The sequence below is a fragment of the Shewanella sp. GD04112 genome, assembly GCF_029835735.1.
In the GTDB taxonomy this organism is placed as follows: domain Bacteria; phylum Pseudomonadota; class Gammaproteobacteria; order Enterobacterales; family Shewanellaceae; genus Shewanella.
Genome location: NZ_JAOEAL010000001.1, coordinates 1,326,149 through 1,346,744, shown reverse-complemented (window position 1 = coordinate 1,346,744; position 20,596 = coordinate 1,326,149). Strand labels below are relative to the sequence as shown.

The following is a 20,596-nucleotide window of genomic DNA, read 5'->3' as shown; positions in this document are numbered from 1 at the left end:
CTCGGGAACCACAAGACAACACCCTAACATTGAACCAAGCCAGCTTAACTTGGCTAACTTAAACCTTAGTTAAATTTCTATTTTTTAAGCCAATTACTTAGCTTTTATGTCTTCCGCCATGCCTTTTGCAGGCATGGGCTGCGCCTTCAATGCAGGGATAGGCTGCTTAATCAACTCATCCTTAAGATAGCTGATGGCGGATTCGAGCTGCGCATCGTGGCCGTTAAATGTCGCAAAGGGTAAGTTATCCACCTCGATATCCGGTGTCACCCCATGCCCTTCGAGTACCCAGCGGCCATCCATCGCATATTGCGGATATTCGGCGACCCGCGCCATGCCTTTATCTGTGAGTGAATTACGACCCGATAACCACACGCCCGCGCCCGCAGTTTGCTTACCAATCAGCGGAGCAATGCCCAACGCCTTAATCCCCGCCGAGAAGGTTTCACCATCTGAGTACGTAAGCTCGTCGGTTAACACCACTAAATGTCCGCGGAAGGTTTGCTGCATATTGGTGTTAGGCGTGCCATGGGTTGGCTGCCAGAAGGCCCAAGCGCGGCGTAACAGTTTTTCGATGATCCAACTATCAATATTGCCGCCGCGGTTACGACGCACGTCGATAATCAAACCGTCCTTATCGTAATTGGTGTAAAACTCACGGGCAAAACTCTCAATATCGCCGCCGCCCATGGCGTATAAGTGCAGGTAACCAATCTTGCCCTTACTTGCCTCGGTCACGACGCCCGCATTGTGATTGACCCAATCTAAGTAACGTAATTGGCTATCGACCTGAGTGCTAACTGGCATCACCACGGTTTTATGGTTTTGGCCGCCGCGTTTAAGCTCAAGCAGAACCTGTTTATCCTGCTGATTACGCAATAAACGAGTCACATCGGCCACATTAGTCACAGGAGTGCCATTAATGGCGAGTAACATATCGCCTTCTTTCGCATCGACTTCGATACGGCTTAAGGGCGATGCCTGACTTGGCAGTTCAGGATCATTACGATAGATATGGGCAATTTTTACCCCATCGTTAGTTTGTTGTAGCCGCGCGCCTAAACTCGCGCCTTTGGCCGCGTCTGGGTCTTTTGGCAGATCGCCACCCCGCACTTGCGAGTGCAACGAGTCCAGCTCGCCCATCATCTGCATAAAGATATCGTTTAACTCGTTACGGTCGGTCAAACGGTCAAGTAGCGGTTGGTACTTGGCCTTGGTCGCTTGCCAATCGAGGCCGCGCATCTTCTTATCGAAGAAGGAGTCCCTGTGCATTAACCAGGCATCTTCAAACATTTGTTGCCATTCTAGGGTGGGTGAAATCGCTAATTGCCACTGATCCGTTTGCACCTTGGCATTTTCGGTATCGCCCAGCTTGTCGCCCGCATCGACGATCAGCAGCGACTTTTCATTGCTCTTTTTGCGCAGCAACAACTTGCTACCATCGGCAGACACACTGTAGTTCGCCACATCTTCGGCAAACACTTCGGCTTTAGGGCGCTGCTCGCTAAACTTAATCGTCATCAAGCTAGGCTCAGTGTCATCGCCTATGGCTTGGTCGAGCACATAGAGACGACCGTCAATAGCAGTTAGCTGGCTGTAATTGCCTGAGTCGACAGGTACTTGCCATAAACGCTCGCCAATGCCCGCCCAATCAATTTTGACTGGCGTCGGTTTATCTTTAGAGTCTGCCTTTTCAGCCGCTTTAGCTGTCAGCTCTGTGGGTTTGCTAAAGGGGAACTTGGCGTTCTTTACTAAGGCAATCGCAAAAATCTGGCTGCGTTTATCAAACACTGGCCCCATATTGCGGTCGCCCCAAGGTGAGCTTGGTGTCGCAGTAAACTGGCGATTGGAGAGGAAATATAACCACTGGCCATCGCTGCTAAAAGTCGGCGAATAAGACTCATACTTGTCGCTGGTGAGCGCTTGGGCCTTATTTTCATCCATTGAATACAGCACGATTTGTGGTCTTTGCTTGCCGATTTCGGATTTAGTTAACGCGATAAAACGACTGTCAGCCGACCAGCGAATATCGGCATAGGGGCCGAGACCCTCACCGTTACTGATGATTTTTTGATTGGAGTTTTTCTTCAGATCCAGCAGCCACACATTGCCATCGTTATCGTCGTGGGCAAGGTAGCGACCATCGTTTGACAGACTCAGCGTCATTCTTAAGGTATGACCATCTTTGGTAAGTTGCTTCGCGCCGCTGCTGCCATCGGCAGGAAATTGCCAAATTTCCTGTTGGCCACTCATGTCGCTGATGGCATAAACCGATTTACCATCCTGGCTCATAATCGCATTGCGCACGCGATAGGTGCCTGGTAGCGCTACTTGCACTAAACGTGAACCGTCAATTCCCGCAATCGCCACATGGCTACGGGCGGTGATCACCACTTTATCGCCCGCAAGCGCAAGGTTCGCTGAGGTCGCATAATCCATAGGATCTTTTACCCAATGCTCGCGGCGCTGGGCAAAATCTGACGTTAATTCAATATCTAATAATGAGTCTTTGGTGGAGGCTATATCAAAAACATGAATATCTGCGCCCTGCTGGAACACGACTTTGCCTTGGTCCATGCGAGCGCCGCGCACCTGCCAATCTTTATATTGGGTCAACTGTTTCACGTCACTGCCATCCAGGGCCATGGACCAGAGATTGTCGTTACCATCGCTGTCGCTGATAAAGTAGAGTCTGTCTTGCCATAGCATGGGCTGACGCACCGAACCTTGATGCTGACCACTGAGTAACTGCGCCTCGTCCTTGCCGCCGAGTTTAAAGCGCCATAACTCACCCTTAGCGCCGCCGCGATAAACCTTAGCGTTATCGCCAGTCACCTGCAGGCCAAAACGTGTAAAGTACACATATTGATTATTGGCATCGACCACGCCTTCTACCGCGTCGGCGAGGGGTAAGTCGGTCGTCGCCAAGGTCTCAGGGTTCACCAGTCGCAGCATCCAATTGTTTGCAGGGCCAAAGCCACTGTCGGTGGAATAAAGCACTTCGCCCTTTGCGGTCCAGCCTTGCACGCGCACTCGACTGTTTTCGAAACTCACGCGTTTAGCCACACCTCCCGCAACAGGAATAACATAAACCTCACTCGCGCCCTCATAATTGGCGACATAGGCCACCCATTTACCATCGGCAGAGATGGCGGCACCTAGCTCTTCGGCGGGTAAAGTGGTCAGGCGTGTCGCCGCCTTTTGCCCGAGCGTTTGAGTCCAAAGGTCGCCTTCGGCCGTAAAGACTAAGGTCTGGTCATGCAATGCTGGCGCACGGTAATAACCTTGATTGCTGGCGGGTTGAGCGATGGCGTGGGCTGCGGACAAAGTGCCAAGGGCGAGCATGCAGCAGGCAACAGAATGACGAAGTTTCATGTGTAATCTCTATCCTATTGTTATTGTTAGCAATGGACTTTCTAGTGGGCGTGATTGACGAATGATGACCCAAAGTCTGGCAAAGTAATCCCACAAGCTAGCAGAAATTGATAGAGAGAGCAGTAACTGCAGGCAACAGAAGTTTTAGCAAATGTGTCATAGGCTTACCATTTGCTATACCGATAACCTGAAAGGTATTTGTCCGCTTCAATTGAAGGTGAGTAAGTCGGCATATTGCGCGGGGAGCGAATTAAACTGATGGCTGGTTTTCGTTTGTTGCGCCAACGAAATTTGCTGCCATTTATACACAATTCGAGCAATTTCACCGTTGGCACGTAACGCCTTGATAGCAGAATTAAATTGCTTTAATTGCGATGATGAAAGGGTTTGCTTGCTGAGCATTAAATGAATTTGGTTGCGGTCCAACACGGGTTTTAGCGGTGATAACCTCACCCCTTGATGCTGACTGGTGATATAAGGCATGGCCATGGCATCACCGATAATCAAATCCGCGCGGCCATAGGTGAGCATTTGCACCGATTTATCGGCATCGGGACTGAGTATCAACAGGTGCTATTGTTCCAAGCGCTGCCGGGTCTTTTCATAATCCACCCCATACCAACCACTGATGGGCACTAACAAGCGCAGTTTTTGGCTAAAAATGTCCTGCCATTGGGTTAAGCGGATCTTGTCTTTGTTCTCATCCAGCACAAATAAACGCACTGTTTCATCACGGTATGCAGCGGAAAATAAGGCATATTCTGCACGCTCAGCGGTTTTAGTGGCGCCCATCATCATGTCTAAGGAGCCACTTTTCAGCATTTGGTGTGAGCGCTTCGCCGGCACATTGATAAAAGTAACCTCACAGCCTAAGTGTTCAGCAAAGGCGCGAAGCAACTCCACATCTAACCCTTGCGCTTCACCCTGCGGATCTTGCCAGGCATAGGGCGGCCAATCGTTATAACCCACTTTGAGGGGATTTACACAAACGGGCGCACCTGCCTCAGATGGAACACCTAAAGCGGGGAAAATAAGAATACATAACAGCAGGATATAACTAAGCTGAAAAACGAACCTAGGCACAATAGTCGCCCCATAATCGGTTGTTCTCGTCCTTATGTAGAATGTCTAACGCATGAGTTTACCGTTAGAACCCGTGGCGTTCCCATCGCCTTCCTAAGCTTAGTCTGCATCAACCGAGGATGCCACGGGCTTGAACTCCCGCTAGATAGCCAACCCTCAAGGCATTCGGTTTAAAGCAGGCATTTATAGACTATTGCCACCACTTTGGTTGGTTCGCCCATATCGGTTTGCAACCACACTATATGGGTGCCTCCTAACTCTTCACCTTGCAAGGCGGCGGATTGTTTTGCCTCGGCAAGGTTATTGGCATGACGGCTCACACCTGTGACTAAGGCAAAACTGTCACAGTGAGTCACTTCAAAATCATAGGCTTCGTTAATGCGCCGTGGTAGTTGCGGAGGCTCAACTGCACAGCCTGAAAGTAAAAAGATAAGGCAAATCCCTGATAAGGCACATTTAAACAAAACAGTTTATCCAATTGTTACATCCTAAATAGGCGGGCGAACATAACGAATTCGATTCAACTTAATTGTGAAGCAACTCACATCCCTTTAACGACAACCTATACACTAAGTTACAAATATTAATTTGATTTCATATGGTTATATAAAGGTTTGATAATAACTGTGGATGATAAGCTTTGATTAATTATCTCGAGCCTCATTTACACTTGTAAAAAAGGGAGTCAATCGACTCCCTTTTACCTGTGGTTTAGTGGCGATTAACCACCTCAGCTTAATACCGCAAATAAATGTGACTTTAACTGGGCAAAATCGGCGGCTAATTCAGCCGAGAGTATAGGTTTATGCTCTACCGCTTTAAGTTCTGCTGGCAGAGGTAAATCGAGGTTAAGCTCTCTATCTACGACGTCCTTAAACTTGGCAGGATGCGCCGTGCCTAAAAATATCCCCACTTCATCAGGCACTAAGTTAAGGGTTAACGCTTTAGCCGCAATCGCCGCATGGGGTTCGGACACATAACCTTTGGCATGCAACTCCGCCAGCGCCTCCGAGGTTTGCGCCTCAGATAAACGAATCCCCACTAGGTCCGCCAATGGCCAACCGAGTTTCTCGCAAATGGCCTCGACGCGCGGCCAGTTACTTGGCTCGCTCACATCCATCGCATTGGACATAGTCGCTTGAGTGGGATTAGGTTGCCAATCGCCAGTCTCTAAATAGCGTGGCACAGTGTCATTCGCATTAGTAGCAGCAATAAAACGTTTAACGGGTAACCCCATGGCTTTAGCAAACAAACCCGCGGTGAGATTACCAAAATTACCACTGGGCACGGCAATCACAGGATCGGCCTCATGACGCTGTTTTGACTGAGCAACAGCTTCGAAGTAATAACAAATCTGTGCCAGTAAGCGACTGATGTTGATTGAGTTAGCTGAGTTTAAATGCAAACCATCACGCACATCGCTATCTTCAAATGCCTGTTTGACTAAGTGCTGGCAGGCATCGAAATCGGACGCCACCGCCACTGTGTGAATGTTGTTGCCTAAGGTGGTGAACATCTTCTCCTGTAGCTCACTGATTTTACCCTTGGGATAAAGCACCACGACATTGACTTTATCTAGGCCGTAAAAGGCATCGGCCACTGCCGCCCCTGTATCCCCTGATGTCGCCGTTAAAATGGTTAAGCGCGAGTCTTGAGCAAAAACATTGATGCATTGCGCCATAAAGCGCGCGCCAAAATCCTTAAATGCTAAGGTCGGCCCATGGAAAAGCTCGAGGCACGAGCGCTGCTCATCAACTGCCACTAAGGGTAAATCGAAATTAAAGGCACGCTCAACCAGTTGATCTACCGTATCTTGACCCAGTTCAGAGGCGAGCCAAGCACCGAGCACTTTTTTACTGCGCTCGACAAAAGGCATCGCCAGCAGCGCCTCAATATCGTGCAATACTGGGATTTGTGTAGGAAAAAACAGCCCTCTGTCTTTACCAAGTCCTAATTGCACCGCTTCTTTAAAGCTCACTTTCTGTGAAGGGTGTTTTAAATTATATAGTTCCATGCTCACTCGACCTTATCAGTGCCAAACCTTTAAGGCTTGGGCTTAATGCTTTTAAAAGTAAGAAAATTAATCGACTCGGCGCGTGCCTTGCTCATCGAGACGGCACACATGGGCAAAGCCCCCCGCTTCAGTCAGATAATGAGCCTCCAACCACGCCTTGGCGGCGTTAGCGGTCGCAAGATCGTCTGTCACCGAAAACAGCGTTGGCCCGCTGCCCGAGATGCCAGTAGTTAACATGCCTAATTCGGCGAGCGCCGCCCTAGCATTGTCATAACCCGGTATCGCCGCCGCGCGGTAAGGCTCAGCCAATACATCCTTTAATACTTGAATCGCAAGCTTGGCGTTTTGCTGATAAGAGGCGTGCACAAAGGCACTCAAATAACGCCCAAAATCGATGGCCACAGACTTATCGTATTGTGCTGGCATGAGTTTACGCATCATGGCCGTTGAGAGTGAAATCCCAGGATACGCCACCACCCAATACCATTGTTTAAAACTGGGGATCGGCTCACAGATAGCGCCAGGCACATTGAGCATCAGCTGCATGCCGCCCAGATAACAGGGCGCGACGTTGTCGTAATGCACGCTACCGCTGATCTTGCCCTCAAACTCGCCCATGAGTTCGAGTAGCGCTTGCTTATCGTATGGGCGCTCAAAATGCTCGTTAAGCGCGTAAAGCGCTGCAACCACAGAACTGGCGCTCGAACCTAAGCCACTGCCGACGGGCAAGTTTTTTTCTAGGGTTAATGCCACGCCTTGGTTTTCTTTCCCAAGGGCTTTTAAGAAAAACACCGCGCATTGATGGACGATATTCTCCTCGGGATTACTGGGTAACTTATGCGCCCACGCTCCCACTTGAGTGAGACTCACCCCCGCATCCGCCGCCGCAATCGTGACTCTATCGCCCAATAAACTGCCATCGATGGGCGCAAGTGCTGCGCCCAATAAATCAAAGCCCACACCCACATTACCCATAGAGGCGGGAGCGTAAACGGTCAAACTCATACACTCACCTCACGAGTCCAATTTAAGGTTCTTAATACATCGGCAAAGGCGCCGGCCGCAGTCACTTCTGTACCCGCACCGTATCCACGTAGTACAAATGGAATCGGCTGATAATAACGGCTGTAGAATGCCAGGGCGTTTTCACCGCCTTTTACGCTGTAGAGCGGATCGGTAGCATCGACTTCGGTGATACGCACATAACACGCGCCTTCTTCAATCTGCCCCACATAACGCAGCACTTTACCCTGCGCTTTCGCCTCTGCCACTCGCGCCGCAATCGCAGCATCGGCCTCGGGTAAACGCGCCATAAAACTTTCCACATCGCCTGAATCATCAAAATCGTCAGGTAAGACTGAGTCGACAACGATATCGCTTAGCTCAAGTTTCAAACCCACTTCACGGGCCAAGATCAGCACTTTACGCGCCACATCCATACCACTTAAATCATCACGGGGATCGGGCTCGGTAAAGCATTTTTCCCGCGCCAGTTTAGTCGCCTCAGAAAGTGACATACCCTCATCGAGTTTACCGAAGATAAAGGATAAGGAGCCTGACAAAATACCGTTAAACTTGTGTAACTTATCGCCAGCAAATAACAATTTTTTCAAGTTGTCGATAACGGGTAATCCTGCGCCCACGTTGGTCTCATACAGGAACTGACGACGTTGCTTTAATGCTGTTTGACGCAAAGCTTGGTAATAGGCGTAATCGCGAGTGTTGGCCTTTTTATTCGGCGTCACTACGTGCATGCCCGCGTTCATCACCTCTAAATACTGGTTCGACACTTGATCGCTTGAAGTACAATCCACCAGCACAGGGTTTAATAACTGTTGCTCTTTCACCCAAGCCAGTAGCGCCGGAAGATCGCTTGGCTGCTGACTGTCGGCAAGCAGGTTTTGCCAATTGTTTAAATCGATACCCGCACTATCGAGTAACATCTTGCTTGAATTCACGATGCCGCAGACACGAATGCTAATGTGCTGCTCTTTTAACACGCTCGCCTGATGTTTGATTTGCTCGAGTAAGCCTGCACCAACATTGCCGCAACCCACTAAAAACACATCCAAATATTGCTGCACATCGAAAAAGCCCTGATGACAAGCCGCTACCGCATGCTTGGTCTTTCGCTGCTCGATTACCGTTGAAATAGAACGTTCAGAAGAGCCTTGCGCAATCGCGATGATATTCACACTCGCCTGCGCTAATGCTTGAAAGAACCGCGCCGCCACACCTTTATGGGTACGCATGCCATCACCGATCAAGGAGACGATTGCTAAGTCATGGCGCATTTCAATTGGCTCGAGTAAGTCACTTTTGATTTCTAGTTCAAACTCTTGTTCCAGCGCCGATTTCACCTTGGCCGCATCGCTAGTCGCCACACAAAAGCTGATGCTGTATTCGCAAGAACTCTGGGTGATGAGTGACACGGAAACGCCACTACGGGAAATTGCAGCCAGCGTGCGGCTCGCCATGCCGACCATGCCCTTCATGCCGGGGCCTGAAACATCAAACATGGTTTGATTATCCAGATTAGAAATGGCCTTCACCTGCAAACCGCTTTCATCGGCCTGATTCGATACCAGAGTGCCAGGCGCATCGGGGTTAAAACTGTTTTTGATATAACAGGGAATATGAAACTGGGCGATAGGCGCAATGGTTTTAGGATGTAGTACCTTAGCCCCAAAGTAAGACAGCTCCATCGCCTCTTGATAACTGAGCTGTGACAACAACTTAGCATCGGTGACAACCCGAGGATCTGTGTTGTATACGCCGTCAACGTCGGTCCAAATCTCACAACTTGAGGCATCTAAACAAGCAGCCAGCACGGCAGCGGAATAGTCAGAGCCGTTACGGCCTAAGGTCACGACCTTGCCGTCTTCATCGGCGGCAGTAAAGCCGGGCATCACCCAAACCCGTTTTTCATCGAGGGCAAGATTTTTGAATCGCGGTTTACTGACTGCAATATCCACTACGGACTCGAGTGGACGACCACGGCCTAAAAACAGCTCACGCGGATCCAGCTGCGCCGAAGTGATGCCTTTTGCCAGCATGACTTGCTCCATCAAAGCCGCAGACAAACGCTCGCCTGCAACCACGATTTCGGCGCGCACCCCGTCAGGGCATTCCTGCAGCAGCGTAATACCGCGTAATCTGTCCTGCCAACGTGCAAGTTGCGCACTCAGTCCGGCGAACAGCACTTCGCTTTGACTGCTCGAGAGTCCAGAACTGACCGCATCCTGATAGAGCGAAGTAAACACCAGCTCAACGTGTTGAATGACTGGCGAATAATCTTCCCCTTTCACCGCCACATCCACCATTTCTAGCAAGGCGTTTGTCACTGTCGCGGGCGCAGAGAGCACTGTAGCCACAGGTTCTGCTTTCGCCGCCTTGGCCACGATATCCGCCGCCATTGAAAATCGCTGCCAATTTGCAAGCGAGGTACCACCAAATTTCATAACTTTCATCTTGATCTCCTGTACCGCGCCCGACTAAGAAACATAAGCTAGAAACAAAAAAGCCCGCTTCTTTGTGGGAAGCGGGCTCGTCGTTAAAATTCTTTAGGGTGTATCAGCCCGCCCCCACTCTGGTTGTAGTGGTGGTTGTAATAATGGTAATTACTACAAAACCTAGGCTATGCATACGTTTGGGCTAATCCATGTCAATGTGATGTAAAACAGAATTGCCTTTTTCACCTAGCCTTGTCAACCCCCTAACTGGATTATTTATGAACAAATCTTTCACAGCCTCAAATTCGCTTCTTAACATTCATTAATATCAAGTTTTCCTAGGGTAAAAATGCGATTTCATCAATAGAAAACTGTTGACGTAAACGTAATGCTGCACAAATACATCTATTTTTAAACATTTAAATTCAATAAATTATATCAAGCATGTCGTAATGCCTTTAGATTAAGCTATGTAAACCCACTTTCGAGGCCAACAAACCGCAAGCGATATCCATCAACAATTTGGCGTAAATTCCTCTCCAAATGGCTGTTCATCACGCCAACAAAAAGCTGTGCGATATCTAACATAAGCAACTTCAAATTATCGCCAGCGCCCCAAAAGCACGTTATTATGCGCGCACATTCCGAACCGGAGGCGATATGAAGATCACCCAACACAGCGCGGTAACCATTCATTACCGTTTATCAGATCAAGACGGCAGACTTTTAGAAGACTCTTTTGATGCCGAACCTATGCTCTATCTGCACGGTGCAGAAAACCTGATCCCAGGATTAGAAGCTGCATTAGAAGGTAAAACCAAGGGCGAAACACTGGATGTGACTATTAGTGCCGAAGAGGCCTACGGTCCTTACCACGATGGTCTGCGTCAAGCTGTGCCATTAGAAGCATTCGGTGATATCGAAGATATCGTTCCTGGTATGCGCTTTATTGCCGAGACAGAAATGGGTCAACGCCCAGTGCAAGTTGTCGAAGTCAAAGATGATGTGGTCATCGTTGATGGCAACCATCCTTTAGCGGGCCAAGCTCTGAGCTTCAACATTGAAATTATCGATGTTCGCGCTGCAACTGCAGAAGAAGTTGCCCATGGCCATATCCATGCCCACGGCGGATGTGGTAGCCATGGACACAGCCATGATCATGACCACGGCGGCGGATGCTGTGGTGGTTCAAGCCAAGATGCGGGTGGCTGTTGTGGCGGTTCTGATGATCATGGTCATCATCACCATGACCACGATCATGAAGCATGCGACACACCAAAAACAGGTTGTGATGGCAATGGCGGTTGCGGTTGCCGCGGCTAATCTAGGCCGTAACGCCTAAAGCTCACTAACCCGAGCAAGATAATGAAGCACTTCCTTACATAAGGAGGTGCTTTTTTTATCAACAAATGTTTATAATCCAAAGGTAAACACGGAAGTTTTAGATAGATTTAGCATTTTTAACTGGAATATTAGGGTTTTAAACCTATTTCGATATCACGCGACGGAGTGCATATGTTAACAAAACCTGTATATGAAGCTTTACCTTACGGTTATATGGCATTAGGCATCGCAAGCTTTATGCTGCTCGAACCCAATTATGCTTTGATTGCTGCAGCTGTCATCTTTGTGCTTGGCGCAAGAATTTACACTATGCGCTCCCAAAACCGTCGCACCGACCCTATCAAACGTAGGAAATCAGGCGGGATCCCTAAAATGATTTATGACCTATTACCCTTCTTATACTTGCTAGGTGCATTGTCCATCTTTAAGTTTTTACCCGAAAAGTTTTACCCATTATTAGCCATATTACTCTTAAGCTACAGCTTCTACATTCTGGTAAGACGTACGCTTTATCGTCGCCATAAGTTGCCTGTCACCCCAATGTTTTAGGCTATTAAGGATAAAGGCACCATAGCGACCTTATTTGATGAGCTGTTGAATTTTTTCTCTATGGCTGGGTGCCATATTCTTTAAATAGTTTGAACAGCGTGTGATCGTGGCGATGCTGACCTCGTATTCCGCCGCGATTTGCCGCTGGCTCATCTCACCATCCAGTAATAATTGAAATACCTTTAATCGTCCCGCGATCGCACTGCGCTCTTCTTCTGTCAGCAATAAATGGAACAACACTGAGAGTTCTTCATAGTTTCCATGGCTCAATATTTTCTCTAAAACTAAGTCCCAATTGGCTCGCATAATCGCCCCAGTAGTATTGTTTAAGCATTACAACGGCAGTTTAGCAGATTTACTCAACCAACAAATAACTTGTTACGTTTATCCCTCCTGCCTAAACAAAAACTGACAAAAATGCTTCTAGTACATTGAGTTAATTTGTGTACAATAGGAGCGCAATGTCACACTTCGACGCTAATTTGTGAGAATACGATGAAAAAATTACTCCTGACTCTCGTTGCCGGTACCTTATTGGCTTCAACTGCACAAGCACACAATTTTGAAGATGCGAAGGACGCGATTGAATATCGCCAATCTGCATTTGGCCTGATTGCTTATAACTTTGGCGATATGGGCGCAATGATGAAAGGCAAGAAACCTTTCGAAGCTGAAACCTTCGCAATGCGCGCCAACAATGTCGCTGCTCTTTCGCACATTCCTTTCGAAGGCTTTATTGAAGGTTCAGATAAAGGCGATACCGAAGCGTTAGCCAAAGTATGGCAAGACAAGGCTGACTTCGACGCTAAGATGAAAACCTTCCAAGAAAATGCCGCTATTTTAGCGACTGTGGCTCAAAAAGGTGACCAAGCTGAAATCAAGCAAGCCTTTATGAACACAGGCAAGAGCTGTAAAGGCTGTCACGACGTGTACAAAAAAGACTAATTACGCGTTGTAATGTCTAATAAAAAAGCCTGCTACATGCAGGCTTTTTTAATGTTCAGCATTGGCTAGAGCACTTGTACTATGGGCCACATCAAATAGGTAAACACCACTCCAGCGATGATTAACAGCACGATTAAGGCCAACCAGTGTGATTTAAACACCAACTGAGTTTCAGATTCGGCGTGCTCAACCTTAGACACGCGTTTATAACCGCTGAGCATGGCTCCCACTAATTTGTCACCTTTAAGCGCGTGTACAACGACAGCCAACACATGCACGGCACTCAAGGCTAAGATGAGGTTGAAATTCATCTTATGCAACCAAGTGAGAAACGAAGCAGTATCAGCACTCACATAGCTGTACAGAGGACCTTCGGTAAACACATCATCGGTAGCAAAGAGTCCAGTGATAAGCTGTAAGCTAATAATGGCAATCAACACAATCACCATATAACCGCCCATCGGGTTATGCCCTAAAACCACTGACACGCCCTTTGCGCGAACGTCTTTCAAATATTCAAACACCACCTTGGGATGATGCACGAAGTGACTAAACCTCGCAGTATCACTGCCAATCAAGCCCCATAAAAGCCGAAAGCCAATCAGGATCAACAAACTATAAGCAAAGATCTGGTGCCATTGCATTTCGCCCACTTCGGCGCTCCACCAGAGTAAGGCCATGAGGGCCACCATGCCCCAGTGAAAAAAGCGTGTGGGTAAATCCCAGACTTTAACTTTGATATGTTCGGTTTCCATAATACCTGCCACTCGACTGAGCAATGAAATAAGTGAAGGTATTTTATCGGGATCTAATGAAAAACTTAAAGTAAAGATAGGTAAATGATGGGAAAGACTGCGTAGTTATCCCATCAAATATGGCCTGTTCCGATAACCAATTCAAGCCTTTTCGACCAAGAATCCGCGAGATTTGTCTAAGCGATCAAATAACCAACGAACAGAACTGAACAGGGTAAAAAATGTGATTTAGATCTCGTTTTTAAGGGTATAGATTGGTAATCTGAAATCGAAGGAAACAAATAGAAGGTGCAACATATGCTAAAGATTACGAGCAAACAACTAGAAGTCACTGCCCCAATCCGTGAACGCATTGAAAGCCGTTTTGACAAACTTTCTAGGCACGATGTGCAGTTGATTAATCCCCATGTCATCATCACAGAGGAGAAACCTGGTTTCAAAATTGAAGCATCGGTTGGCATCCCAAATGGAGAACTTTTTGCTCAAGCAAAACACGACAATCTTTATGCAGCCATTACGGCCATGGGTCAAAAATTAGAGAAACAACTCAATCGATTAACCCATAAACCTGAAGCACAACGTTTCGCATCCATTGCTCATCCCGAAGACGCTGTTAATGTCGAGGATGATTACGAGGAGGAAGATGCAGCTTAAGTTACTCGATGTTAGTGCGAGACCACATCACTTCGAGAGCATAAAGTAGATAAGGTTTAATAGGTCACATTTTTTAGCAAAATGTTTGATAGACCATCCTAATGGTCAGTAAAAAGAGTGTGAACCTGTAAATAACTACTACACTTTACTAAGTGACAGCAGAATCGAAGTGATGTGAATTTCAACTTAAAAGCGTTAAATATCACCATAAGAAGGAGTACGCCGCCACACAAAACTCATACTCAAAAATAGTGACACAGGCAGTTACATTAAGACAGCCACATAAATTAATAAGTAACGCCAAGCTGTAATATTTATGCATTTTCCCTCCGATGATCAAATGAGATGCGAGGTTACTAAAAAATAGAGACCGATGACCAACAACTAACGACAAACGCACTAAATGGGTGTTAACACACGAGTCGATCATAAAGGAGTAACCTACTACATCATATTGCCAATTTTAGTCTTACACACTCTTTGAGCCCAAATGTAACAATCAAGAGGAGGACGTCAGCAATAGAGCCACCATAGGTACCATGAAAGACCACTTTAGGTGAATTAGCTTCTTAACAGTCAAACAATATGAGGAGGTTAATAGCGTTATCGGTAATATGAGCAAGTGGGCATATTACAAATAGTGAGTAAAAAAGAATTTAGATAACACGGAACAAGGCGAGCTGCTTAACAGCAAAATACCCAGTACCTTTTTAAGTACTAATATCGGCCAGATTCCTTTATTTATATTCTGTAGTGTAATCGTAAGTGAAAATGTAAGTTGAAATTGTAAGTTGAAAGTGAGTTAACCTGCTGAATAAACAAAATCTAATGCAATATGTGTTGTTTATTCACAAAACGTCAATAAATCCTTTAATAACAATGCTCAATAACCTAGGAGGAATAGTTTGTTTGACCAGTCTTTCAACCAGCGCACCTTCGGGTGCGCTTTGCTTTTATATCCCGAAAACCCATAGTCGTTTAACCATTAGTCTTAGCCTTAAGCGAGTACTTAAGCTGTGCACATTTGGCACAGTAACGGCTTAAGCCAACCCCTGTCCCCGCTGCTCAATCTCCCGCGAAAAACCCCGAAGCTAAACGTTAACCCCGCTTGAGTTTTAGTGTAGACTTACCCGTTCGTCTATAACTTTAAGCAAGGCATTGAAATCATGACTCAAGCGCTGTTTTATTTACTGCCGCCGATGGGCGTGAACACGGCCCTTAATGACATGTATCAATTGGCTTGCCGTCTAGCCCAACAGGGATTTATAAACCAGCAGCAGGTCTATATTCACTGTCAGGACAAGAACATCGCCTTCGAAATCGACGAGTTACTATGGCAGTTTGAACCCAGTGCATTTGTCCCCCATAACCTCAAAGGTGAAGGCCCCACCACAGGCTCACCCGTTGAAATCGGTTTTGACAGACTCGGCCCAAACAAAAGTCGCCAACTTCTGATTAATCTTGCAGACCAAGTACCTCCGTTTGCGGTAAACTTTGGTCAAATCTTCGATTTTGTGGCTAATGACGACCAACATAAAGCGATAGCACGTGAACGCTACCGCCAATATCGTGGCTTAGGGATTGAATTAACAACCCAAAATTTAGCAACACATCCACTTAATTTAGCTTGAGACAGATACGTTCCCATGGAAAAAACATACGATCCTCAGTCCATTGAGCAGACTCTTTACCAAAACTGGGAAGAGCAAGGTTACTTTAAGCCCCACGGCGATGCCTCACAAGGCAACTATTGCATCATGATCCCGCCACCTAACGTGACGGGCAGCTTGCACATGGGCCACGCTTTCCAAGATACCATCATGGATACACTGATCCGCTACCAACGTATGAAGGGTAAAAACACCCTGTGGCAAGTCGGTACTGACCATGCGGGTATTGCGACTCAAATGCTGGTTGAGCGTAAGCTTGAAGCCGAAGAAGGCAAGAGCCGCCATGACCTTGGCCGCGATGCTTTTATGGAAAAAGTATGGGAATGGAAAGCGCAATCTGGCGGCACCATCACTAAGCAGCTGCGTCGTATGGGCGCCTCAGTGGATTGGGACCGTGAGCGCTTCACTATGGACGAAGGCTTGTCTAAAGCCGTACAAGAAGTGTTTGTCCGTCTCTATGAAGATGATTTGATTTACCGTGGTAAACGTTTAGTGAACTGGGATCCTAAACTACATACCGCGATTTCTGATCTCGAAGTGGAAAACAAAGAAAAGCAAGGCCACATGTGGCATCTGCGTTATCCATTAGCCGATGGCGAGCTGACTGCCGACGGTAAAGATTACCTCGAAGTCGCCACCACGCGTCCAGAAACTATGCTGGGCGATAGCGCAGTTGCTGTTCATCCAGACGATGAGCGTTATCAAGCGCTGATCGGCAAATTTATTCTGCTGCCAATTGTTAATCGTCGCATCCCTATCGTTGCCGATGACTATGTAGACATGGAGTTTGGCACAGGCTGTGTGAAGATCACTCCTGCCCACGACTTTAACGACTATGAAGTCGGTAAACGTCACAAACTTCCTATGTTCAACGTGTTGACCTTAGATGCAGCCATTCGTGCATCCGCTGAAGTCGTCAATACCGATGGCACCATCAACACTAGCTTAGATGGTAGCCTGCCAGAGCGTTTCGCAGGCCTTGATCGTTTCAAAGCTCGTGATGCTATCGTGGCCGAATTTGAAACCTTAGGTCTGCTCGAAAAAATCGCGCCACACGGCCTAAAAGTACCCTACGGTGACCGCTCTGGCGTAGTAATCGAACCTATGCTGACCGACCAATGGTACGTCGCCGTTGCGCCTATGGCGAAAACCGCTATCGAAGCCGTTGAAAATGGCGACATTAAGTTTGTGCCGCAGCAGTACGAAAACATGTACTTCTCTTGGATGCGCGACATTCAAGATTGGTGTATCTCTCGCCAATTATGGTGGGGTCACCGCATTCCCGCTTGGTACGATGCGAACGGTAAGGTATATGTTGGCCGTAACGAAGCTGAAGTGCGTGCTAAGCACAATATCGATGATTCAATTGCCCTGCGCCAAGATGAAGACGTACTGGATACCTGGTTCAGCTCAGCCCTATGGACATTCTCGACCTTAGGCTGGCCTGACAATGTTGAAGATTTAAAAACCTTCCACCCGACAGATGTGTTGGTGACGGGTTTTGACATCATCTTCTTCTGGGTTGCCCGTATGATCATGATGACCATGCACTTCATCAAAGATGAAGACGGTAAGCCACAGGTACCATTTAAAACCGTTTATGTGACTGGCCTTATCCGCGATGAAGCAGGTAACAAGATGTCAAAATCTAAGGGCAACGTACTTGACCCATTGGATATGATTGACGGTATTGATCTAGAAGCCCTAGTTGAAAAACGCACCGGCAACATGATGCAACCTCAACTCGCCGCCAAGATCGAAAAGAGCACCCGTAAAGAATTTGAAAATGGCATCGAAGCCCACGGTACCGATGCCCTGCGCTTTACCCTAGCGGCAATGGCCTCAACTGGCCGTGATATCAACTGGGATATGAAGCGTTTAGACGGTTACCGCAGCTTCTGTAACAAGCTTTGGAACGCGTCACGTTACGTGCTGATGAATACCGAAGGCCAAGATTGCGGTCCGAACTCACCAGATTACCAAGGCGGTGAAATGGAACTGTCACTGGCGGATCGCTGGATTATCGGTTTATTCAACCAAACCGTGAAAACCTACGACGACCACATGACAAACTACCGTTTCGACCTTGCAGCGAACACGCTGTACGAGTTCACCTGGAACCAGTTCTGCGATTGGTATTTAGAGTTAACTAAACCAGTACTGCAAAACGGCAATGAAGCGCAAATGCGTGGCACCCGCCATACGCTGGTCAATGTGTTAGAAGCGATGCAACGCTTGATGCACCCAATGATGCCATACATCACTGAAACCATCTGGCAACGCGTTAAACCACTGACTGGCGCTCAAGGCGACACCATCATGCTGGCACCATTCCCAAGCTATGATGCCGCCAAAGTAGATGCGACCGCGATGGCCGATCTCGAGTGGGTTAAGCAAGTCATTGTTGCAGTACGTAATATCCGTGCCGAACTCAATATTGCGCCTTCTAAGCCATTAAATGCCCTACTGCGTGGCGTGAGCGCCCAAGATCAAGCCCGTGTTGAAGCTAACCAAGCCTTCTTCACAACGCTTGCGCGCTTAGAGAGCATGACGATTCTTGGCGAAGGTGAAACAGCGCCAATGTCGACCACAGGTCTGATTGGCGAAATGGAATTATTGATTCCGATGGCAGGTCTGGTGGATGTCGCGGCTGAAATGGCTCGCATCGACAAGCAGCTTGAGAAGCTGACTCAAGAGATTGCCCGTATCGAAGGTAAATTATCGAATGAAGGCTTCGTGGCGAAAGCACCGCCAGCCGTCATTGATAAAGAACGCGCCAAGATGGCCGATCTGAGCCGTGATATGGACAAACTAAAAGAGCAAAAAGCCGAGTTTGCTAAGCTAGAAGCCTAATCACGACATCTACGCTAAAAAGGGCTGTATTTTACAGCCCTTTTTATTTCCCCAAATTGCTGCGCTAACACTCTTCAAACCTCTCTCAGGACTCGTCCCTAAGACGCGAAGTCACTCATCAATCCCTTGTTCCATGCTTATCTCTTCGTCTCTTTTACAGCTCAACTTGCGAGTCAAGATAACCCTTACAGCTATCTCTTTATCAGGCGCTAAACAGCAAGCCAGCGCGATAACATCATCGCTTAAGGCATAGGTACTAGATTAAACATAGCGTGGCGCAAGAAGCGAATTATCAAGGTTTTAAAGCATGGGAACAGATAAGGATTGATTCGAGATGAAGCAGAAAAATTTCATTAAAAAGGCCCTGCAATTGCTTGCAGGGCTTATCTAAATCTAACTAAGTAGATGGTGCGCGTGGAAGGATTCGAACCTCCGACCGCCTGGTTCGTAGCCAGGTACTCTATCCAGCTGAGCTACACGCGCTTAAATACTGGGTAAGTTGCCACCTTACCGATAGACTTGAGTCTAGAAGAAGCACTTAAGTCTCGCAAATTAAATCTATTCACTAGGAATAGAATGGCGGAGAAGGAGGGATTCGAACCCTCGATGGGAGATAAAGCCCATACTCCCTTAGCAGGGGAGCGCCTTCGGCCACTCGGCCACCTCTCCGCAAAATCTGCATTTGTAAGCTAATGCTTACTAAAATGGTGCGCGTGGAAGGATTCGAACCTCCGACCGCCTGGTTCGTAGCCAGGTACTCTATCCAGCTGAGCTACACGCGCGATTTTTGCGTTTTGCTAACAAAGCTAAGGCTCTGTCGGCGAATTGGTGCGCATGGAAGGAGTCGAACCTCCGACCGCCTGGTTCGTAGCCAGGTACTCTATCCAGCTGAGCTACATGCGCATTTTAACTGTTATCTCAACACATTCGCATTAAGATTGAATATGGTGCGCGTGGAAGGATTCGAACCTCCGACCGCCTGGTTCGTAGCCAGGTACTCTATCCAGCTGAGCTACACGCGCTTAAAACACTTACTTGAAGCACTAATTACAAAATTTCGTCTGAAATTCAAACCTGATGAGTTAAACATAACTAATGCAGAGATGGTGCGCATGGAAGGAGTCGAACCTCCGACCGCCTGGTTCGTAGCCAGGTACTCTATCCAGCTGAGCTACATGCGCGACTTGTATCTATCTTGCTTCAATAAAATGGTGCGCGTGGAAGGATTCGAACCTCCGACCGCCTGGTTCGTAGCCAGGTACTCTATCCAGCTGAGCTACACGCGCACTTTTATCGGTAAGAAATGGCGGAGAAGGAGGGATTCGAACCCTCGATGGGAGATAAAGCCCATACTCCCTTAGCAGGGGAGCGCCTTCGGCCACTCGGCCACCTCTCCGTTTTCTTGGCGCACATATTACTGTTTGACGAAAATAAGTCAAACCCTTTTTCTGAAACAACTTCTGTTTGAAGCGTTTTTAATCACATTGCTGTTATATCAATCCAATGTGTTGATTTGCGCCAATCTTTCGGTTCAAAAAATAAAAAAGCCAGTTAAAAAACTGACTCTTCTATGTCGCTAATACTCGCCTAAGCGCCGTATTAAAAGTTACCACCTTCTGAAGGTGTACCTGATTTTTCAGATTGAATGCGTTGATAGATTTCTTCACGGTGGACAGAAACCTCTTTCGGTGCATTAACACCAATACGCACTTGATTGCCTTTTACCCCTAGCACTGTAACTGTGACTTCATCACCAATCATCAGTGTTTCGCCAACACGACGAGTCAAAATCAGCATTCGATAGCTCCTTTATGTCTTAATTCAGCTTACACACGGCACTCATCCGGTAGATGGGCATATTATAGGGTCAGCTGAGTACAAATTAATAGTATTCAATACTCA

At 47.4% G+C, this 20,596-nt stretch carries 14 protein-coding genes, 8 tRNA genes and 1 pseudogene; 6 read left to right on the top strand and 17 right to left on the bottom strand.

The genetic code is table 11. The features are described 5' to 3' along the window. Positions 1-93: 93 nt before the first annotated feature. From N7386_RS05915 to thrA, 6 genes and pseudogenes are all read right to left on the bottom strand, one after another. A complete protein-coding gene (locus N7386_RS05915) occupies positions 94-3,375 on the bottom strand; it encodes a S41 family peptidase (protein ID WP_279767425.1) in 3,282 nt (1,093 codons plus the stop codon). Positions 3,376-3,582: 207 nt separating this feature from the next. Further along, positions 3,583-4,407 (bottom strand): annotated as a pseudogene (locus N7386_RS05910) (transporter substrate-binding domain-containing protein). 221 nt (positions 4,408-4,628) lie between these two features. Next, positions 4,629-4,922 (bottom strand): hypothetical protein, encoded by a 294-nt coding sequence (locus N7386_RS05905; RefSeq protein WP_279767424.1) that lies wholly within the window; start codon positions 4,920-4,922, stop codon positions 4,629-4,631. A 266-nt stretch (positions 4,923-5,188) separates the two neighbouring features. Beyond that, positions 5,189-6,472: a threonine synthase gene (gene thrC, locus N7386_RS05900; protein ID WP_279767423.1), complete on the bottom strand. Its 1,284-nt coding sequence runs from the start codon at positions 6,470-6,472 to the stop codon at positions 5,189-5,191. Between the two features lie 66 nt (positions 6,473-6,538). Then, the gene (gene thrB, locus N7386_RS05895) at positions 6,539-7,477 is read right to left on the bottom strand and encodes a homoserine kinase (protein WP_279767421.1); all 939 of its coding nucleotides are present in this window, start codon (positions 7,475-7,477) and stop codon (positions 6,539-6,541) included. Then, positions 7,474-9,942, bottom strand: coding sequence for a bifunctional aspartate kinase/homoserine dehydrogenase I (gene thrA / locus N7386_RS05890; protein ID WP_279767420.1), 2,469 nt, complete (start codon positions 9,940-9,942; stop codon positions 7,474-7,476). The genes thrB and thrA overlap by 4 nt, the downstream gene beginning before the upstream one ends. Before the next feature lie 642 nt (positions 9,943-10,584). Between thrA and slyD the strand changes: the two genes are divergently transcribed. Further along, on the top strand, positions 10,585-11,247 hold the full coding sequence (gene slyD, locus N7386_RS05885; RefSeq protein WP_279767419.1) for a peptidylprolyl isomerase: 663 nt from the start codon (positions 10,585-10,587) through the stop codon (positions 11,245-11,247). A 192-nt stretch (positions 11,248-11,439) separates the two neighbouring features. Continuing rightward, positions 11,440-11,817, top strand: a complete 378-nt coding sequence (locus tag N7386_RS05880; RefSeq protein WP_011625580.1) for a hypothetical protein — start codon at positions 11,440-11,442, stop codon at positions 11,815-11,817. A 30-nt stretch (positions 11,818-11,847) separates the two neighbouring features. Here N7386_RS05880 and trpR read toward each other — a convergent pair whose 3' ends face one another. Next, positions 11,848-12,123, bottom strand: coding sequence for a trp operon repressor (gene trpR, locus N7386_RS05875; protein ID WP_011621923.1), 276 nt, complete (start codon positions 12,121-12,123; stop codon positions 11,848-11,850). Positions 12,124-12,312: 189 nt separating this feature from the next. Between trpR and N7386_RS05870 the strand changes: the two genes are divergently transcribed. Further along, the gene (locus tag N7386_RS05870; RefSeq protein WP_011625579.1) at positions 12,313-12,762 is read left to right on the top strand and encodes a cytochrome c; all 450 of its coding nucleotides are present in this window, start codon (positions 12,313-12,315) and stop codon (positions 12,760-12,762) included. Between the two features lie 65 nt (positions 12,763-12,827). Here the strand turns inward: N7386_RS05870 and N7386_RS05865 are convergent, their stop codons facing one another. Continuing rightward, positions 12,828-13,517: a cytochrome b/b6 domain-containing protein gene (locus N7386_RS05865; protein WP_279767418.1), complete on the bottom strand. Its 690-nt coding sequence runs from the start codon at positions 13,515-13,517 to the stop codon at positions 12,828-12,830. Positions 13,518-13,814: 297 nt separating this feature from the next. Between N7386_RS05865 and raiA the strand changes: the two genes are divergently transcribed. The 3 genes from raiA to N7386_RS05850 all read left to right on the top strand — a co-directional run bounded on the left by raiA (position 13,815) and on the right by N7386_RS05850 (position 18,694). After that, positions 13,815-14,171 carry a ribosome-associated translation inhibitor RaiA gene (gene raiA, locus N7386_RS05860; protein ID WP_011621920.1) on the top strand — a complete coding sequence of 119 codons (357 nt, stop codon included), beginning with the start codon at positions 13,815-13,817 and terminating at the stop codon, positions 14,169-14,171. A gap of 1,166 nt (positions 14,172-15,337) precedes the next feature. Next, on the top strand, positions 15,338-15,802 hold the full coding sequence (locus N7386_RS05855; protein WP_011716230.1) for a DNA polymerase III subunit chi: 465 nt from the start codon (positions 15,338-15,340) through the stop codon (positions 15,800-15,802). Positions 15,803-15,817: 15 nt separating this feature from the next. Further along, positions 15,818-18,694 carry a valine--tRNA ligase gene (locus N7386_RS05850; RefSeq protein ID WP_279767415.1) on the top strand — a complete coding sequence of 959 codons (2,877 nt, stop codon included), beginning with the start codon at positions 15,818-15,820 and terminating at the stop codon, positions 18,692-18,694. A 406-nt stretch (positions 18,695-19,100) separates the two neighbouring features. Here N7386_RS05850 and N7386_RS05845 read toward each other — a convergent pair. The 9 genes from N7386_RS05845 to csrA form a co-directional block, all read right to left on the bottom strand. After that, positions 19,101-19,177: transfer RNA gene (locus N7386_RS05845), tRNA-Arg, on the bottom strand. Between the two features lie 94 nt (positions 19,178-19,271). Then, a tRNA-Ser gene (locus tag N7386_RS05840) sits at positions 19,272-19,363 on the bottom strand. 36 nt (positions 19,364-19,399) lie between these two features. After that, a tRNA-Arg gene (locus N7386_RS05835) sits at positions 19,400-19,476 on the bottom strand. A gap of 44 nt (positions 19,477-19,520) precedes the next feature. Beyond that, a tRNA-Arg gene (locus N7386_RS05830) sits at positions 19,521-19,597 on the bottom strand. A gap of 42 nt (positions 19,598-19,639) precedes the next feature. Further along, positions 19,640-19,716, bottom strand: a tRNA-Arg gene (locus N7386_RS05825). Positions 19,717-19,798: 82 nt separating this feature from the next. Next, positions 19,799-19,875, bottom strand: a tRNA-Arg gene (locus N7386_RS05820). A gap of 28 nt (positions 19,876-19,903) precedes the next feature. Next, positions 19,904-19,980, bottom strand: a tRNA-Arg gene (locus N7386_RS05815). An 18-nt stretch (positions 19,981-19,998) separates the two neighbouring features. Continuing rightward, positions 19,999-20,090 (bottom strand) — tRNA-Ser (locus N7386_RS05810). Positions 20,091-20,293: 203 nt separating this feature from the next. Then, positions 20,294-20,491, bottom strand: a complete 198-nt coding sequence (csrA, locus tag N7386_RS05805) for a carbon storage regulator CsrA (protein WP_006082602.1) — start codon at positions 20,489-20,491, stop codon at positions 20,294-20,296. Between the last annotated feature and the right edge of the window lie 105 nt (positions 20,492-20,596).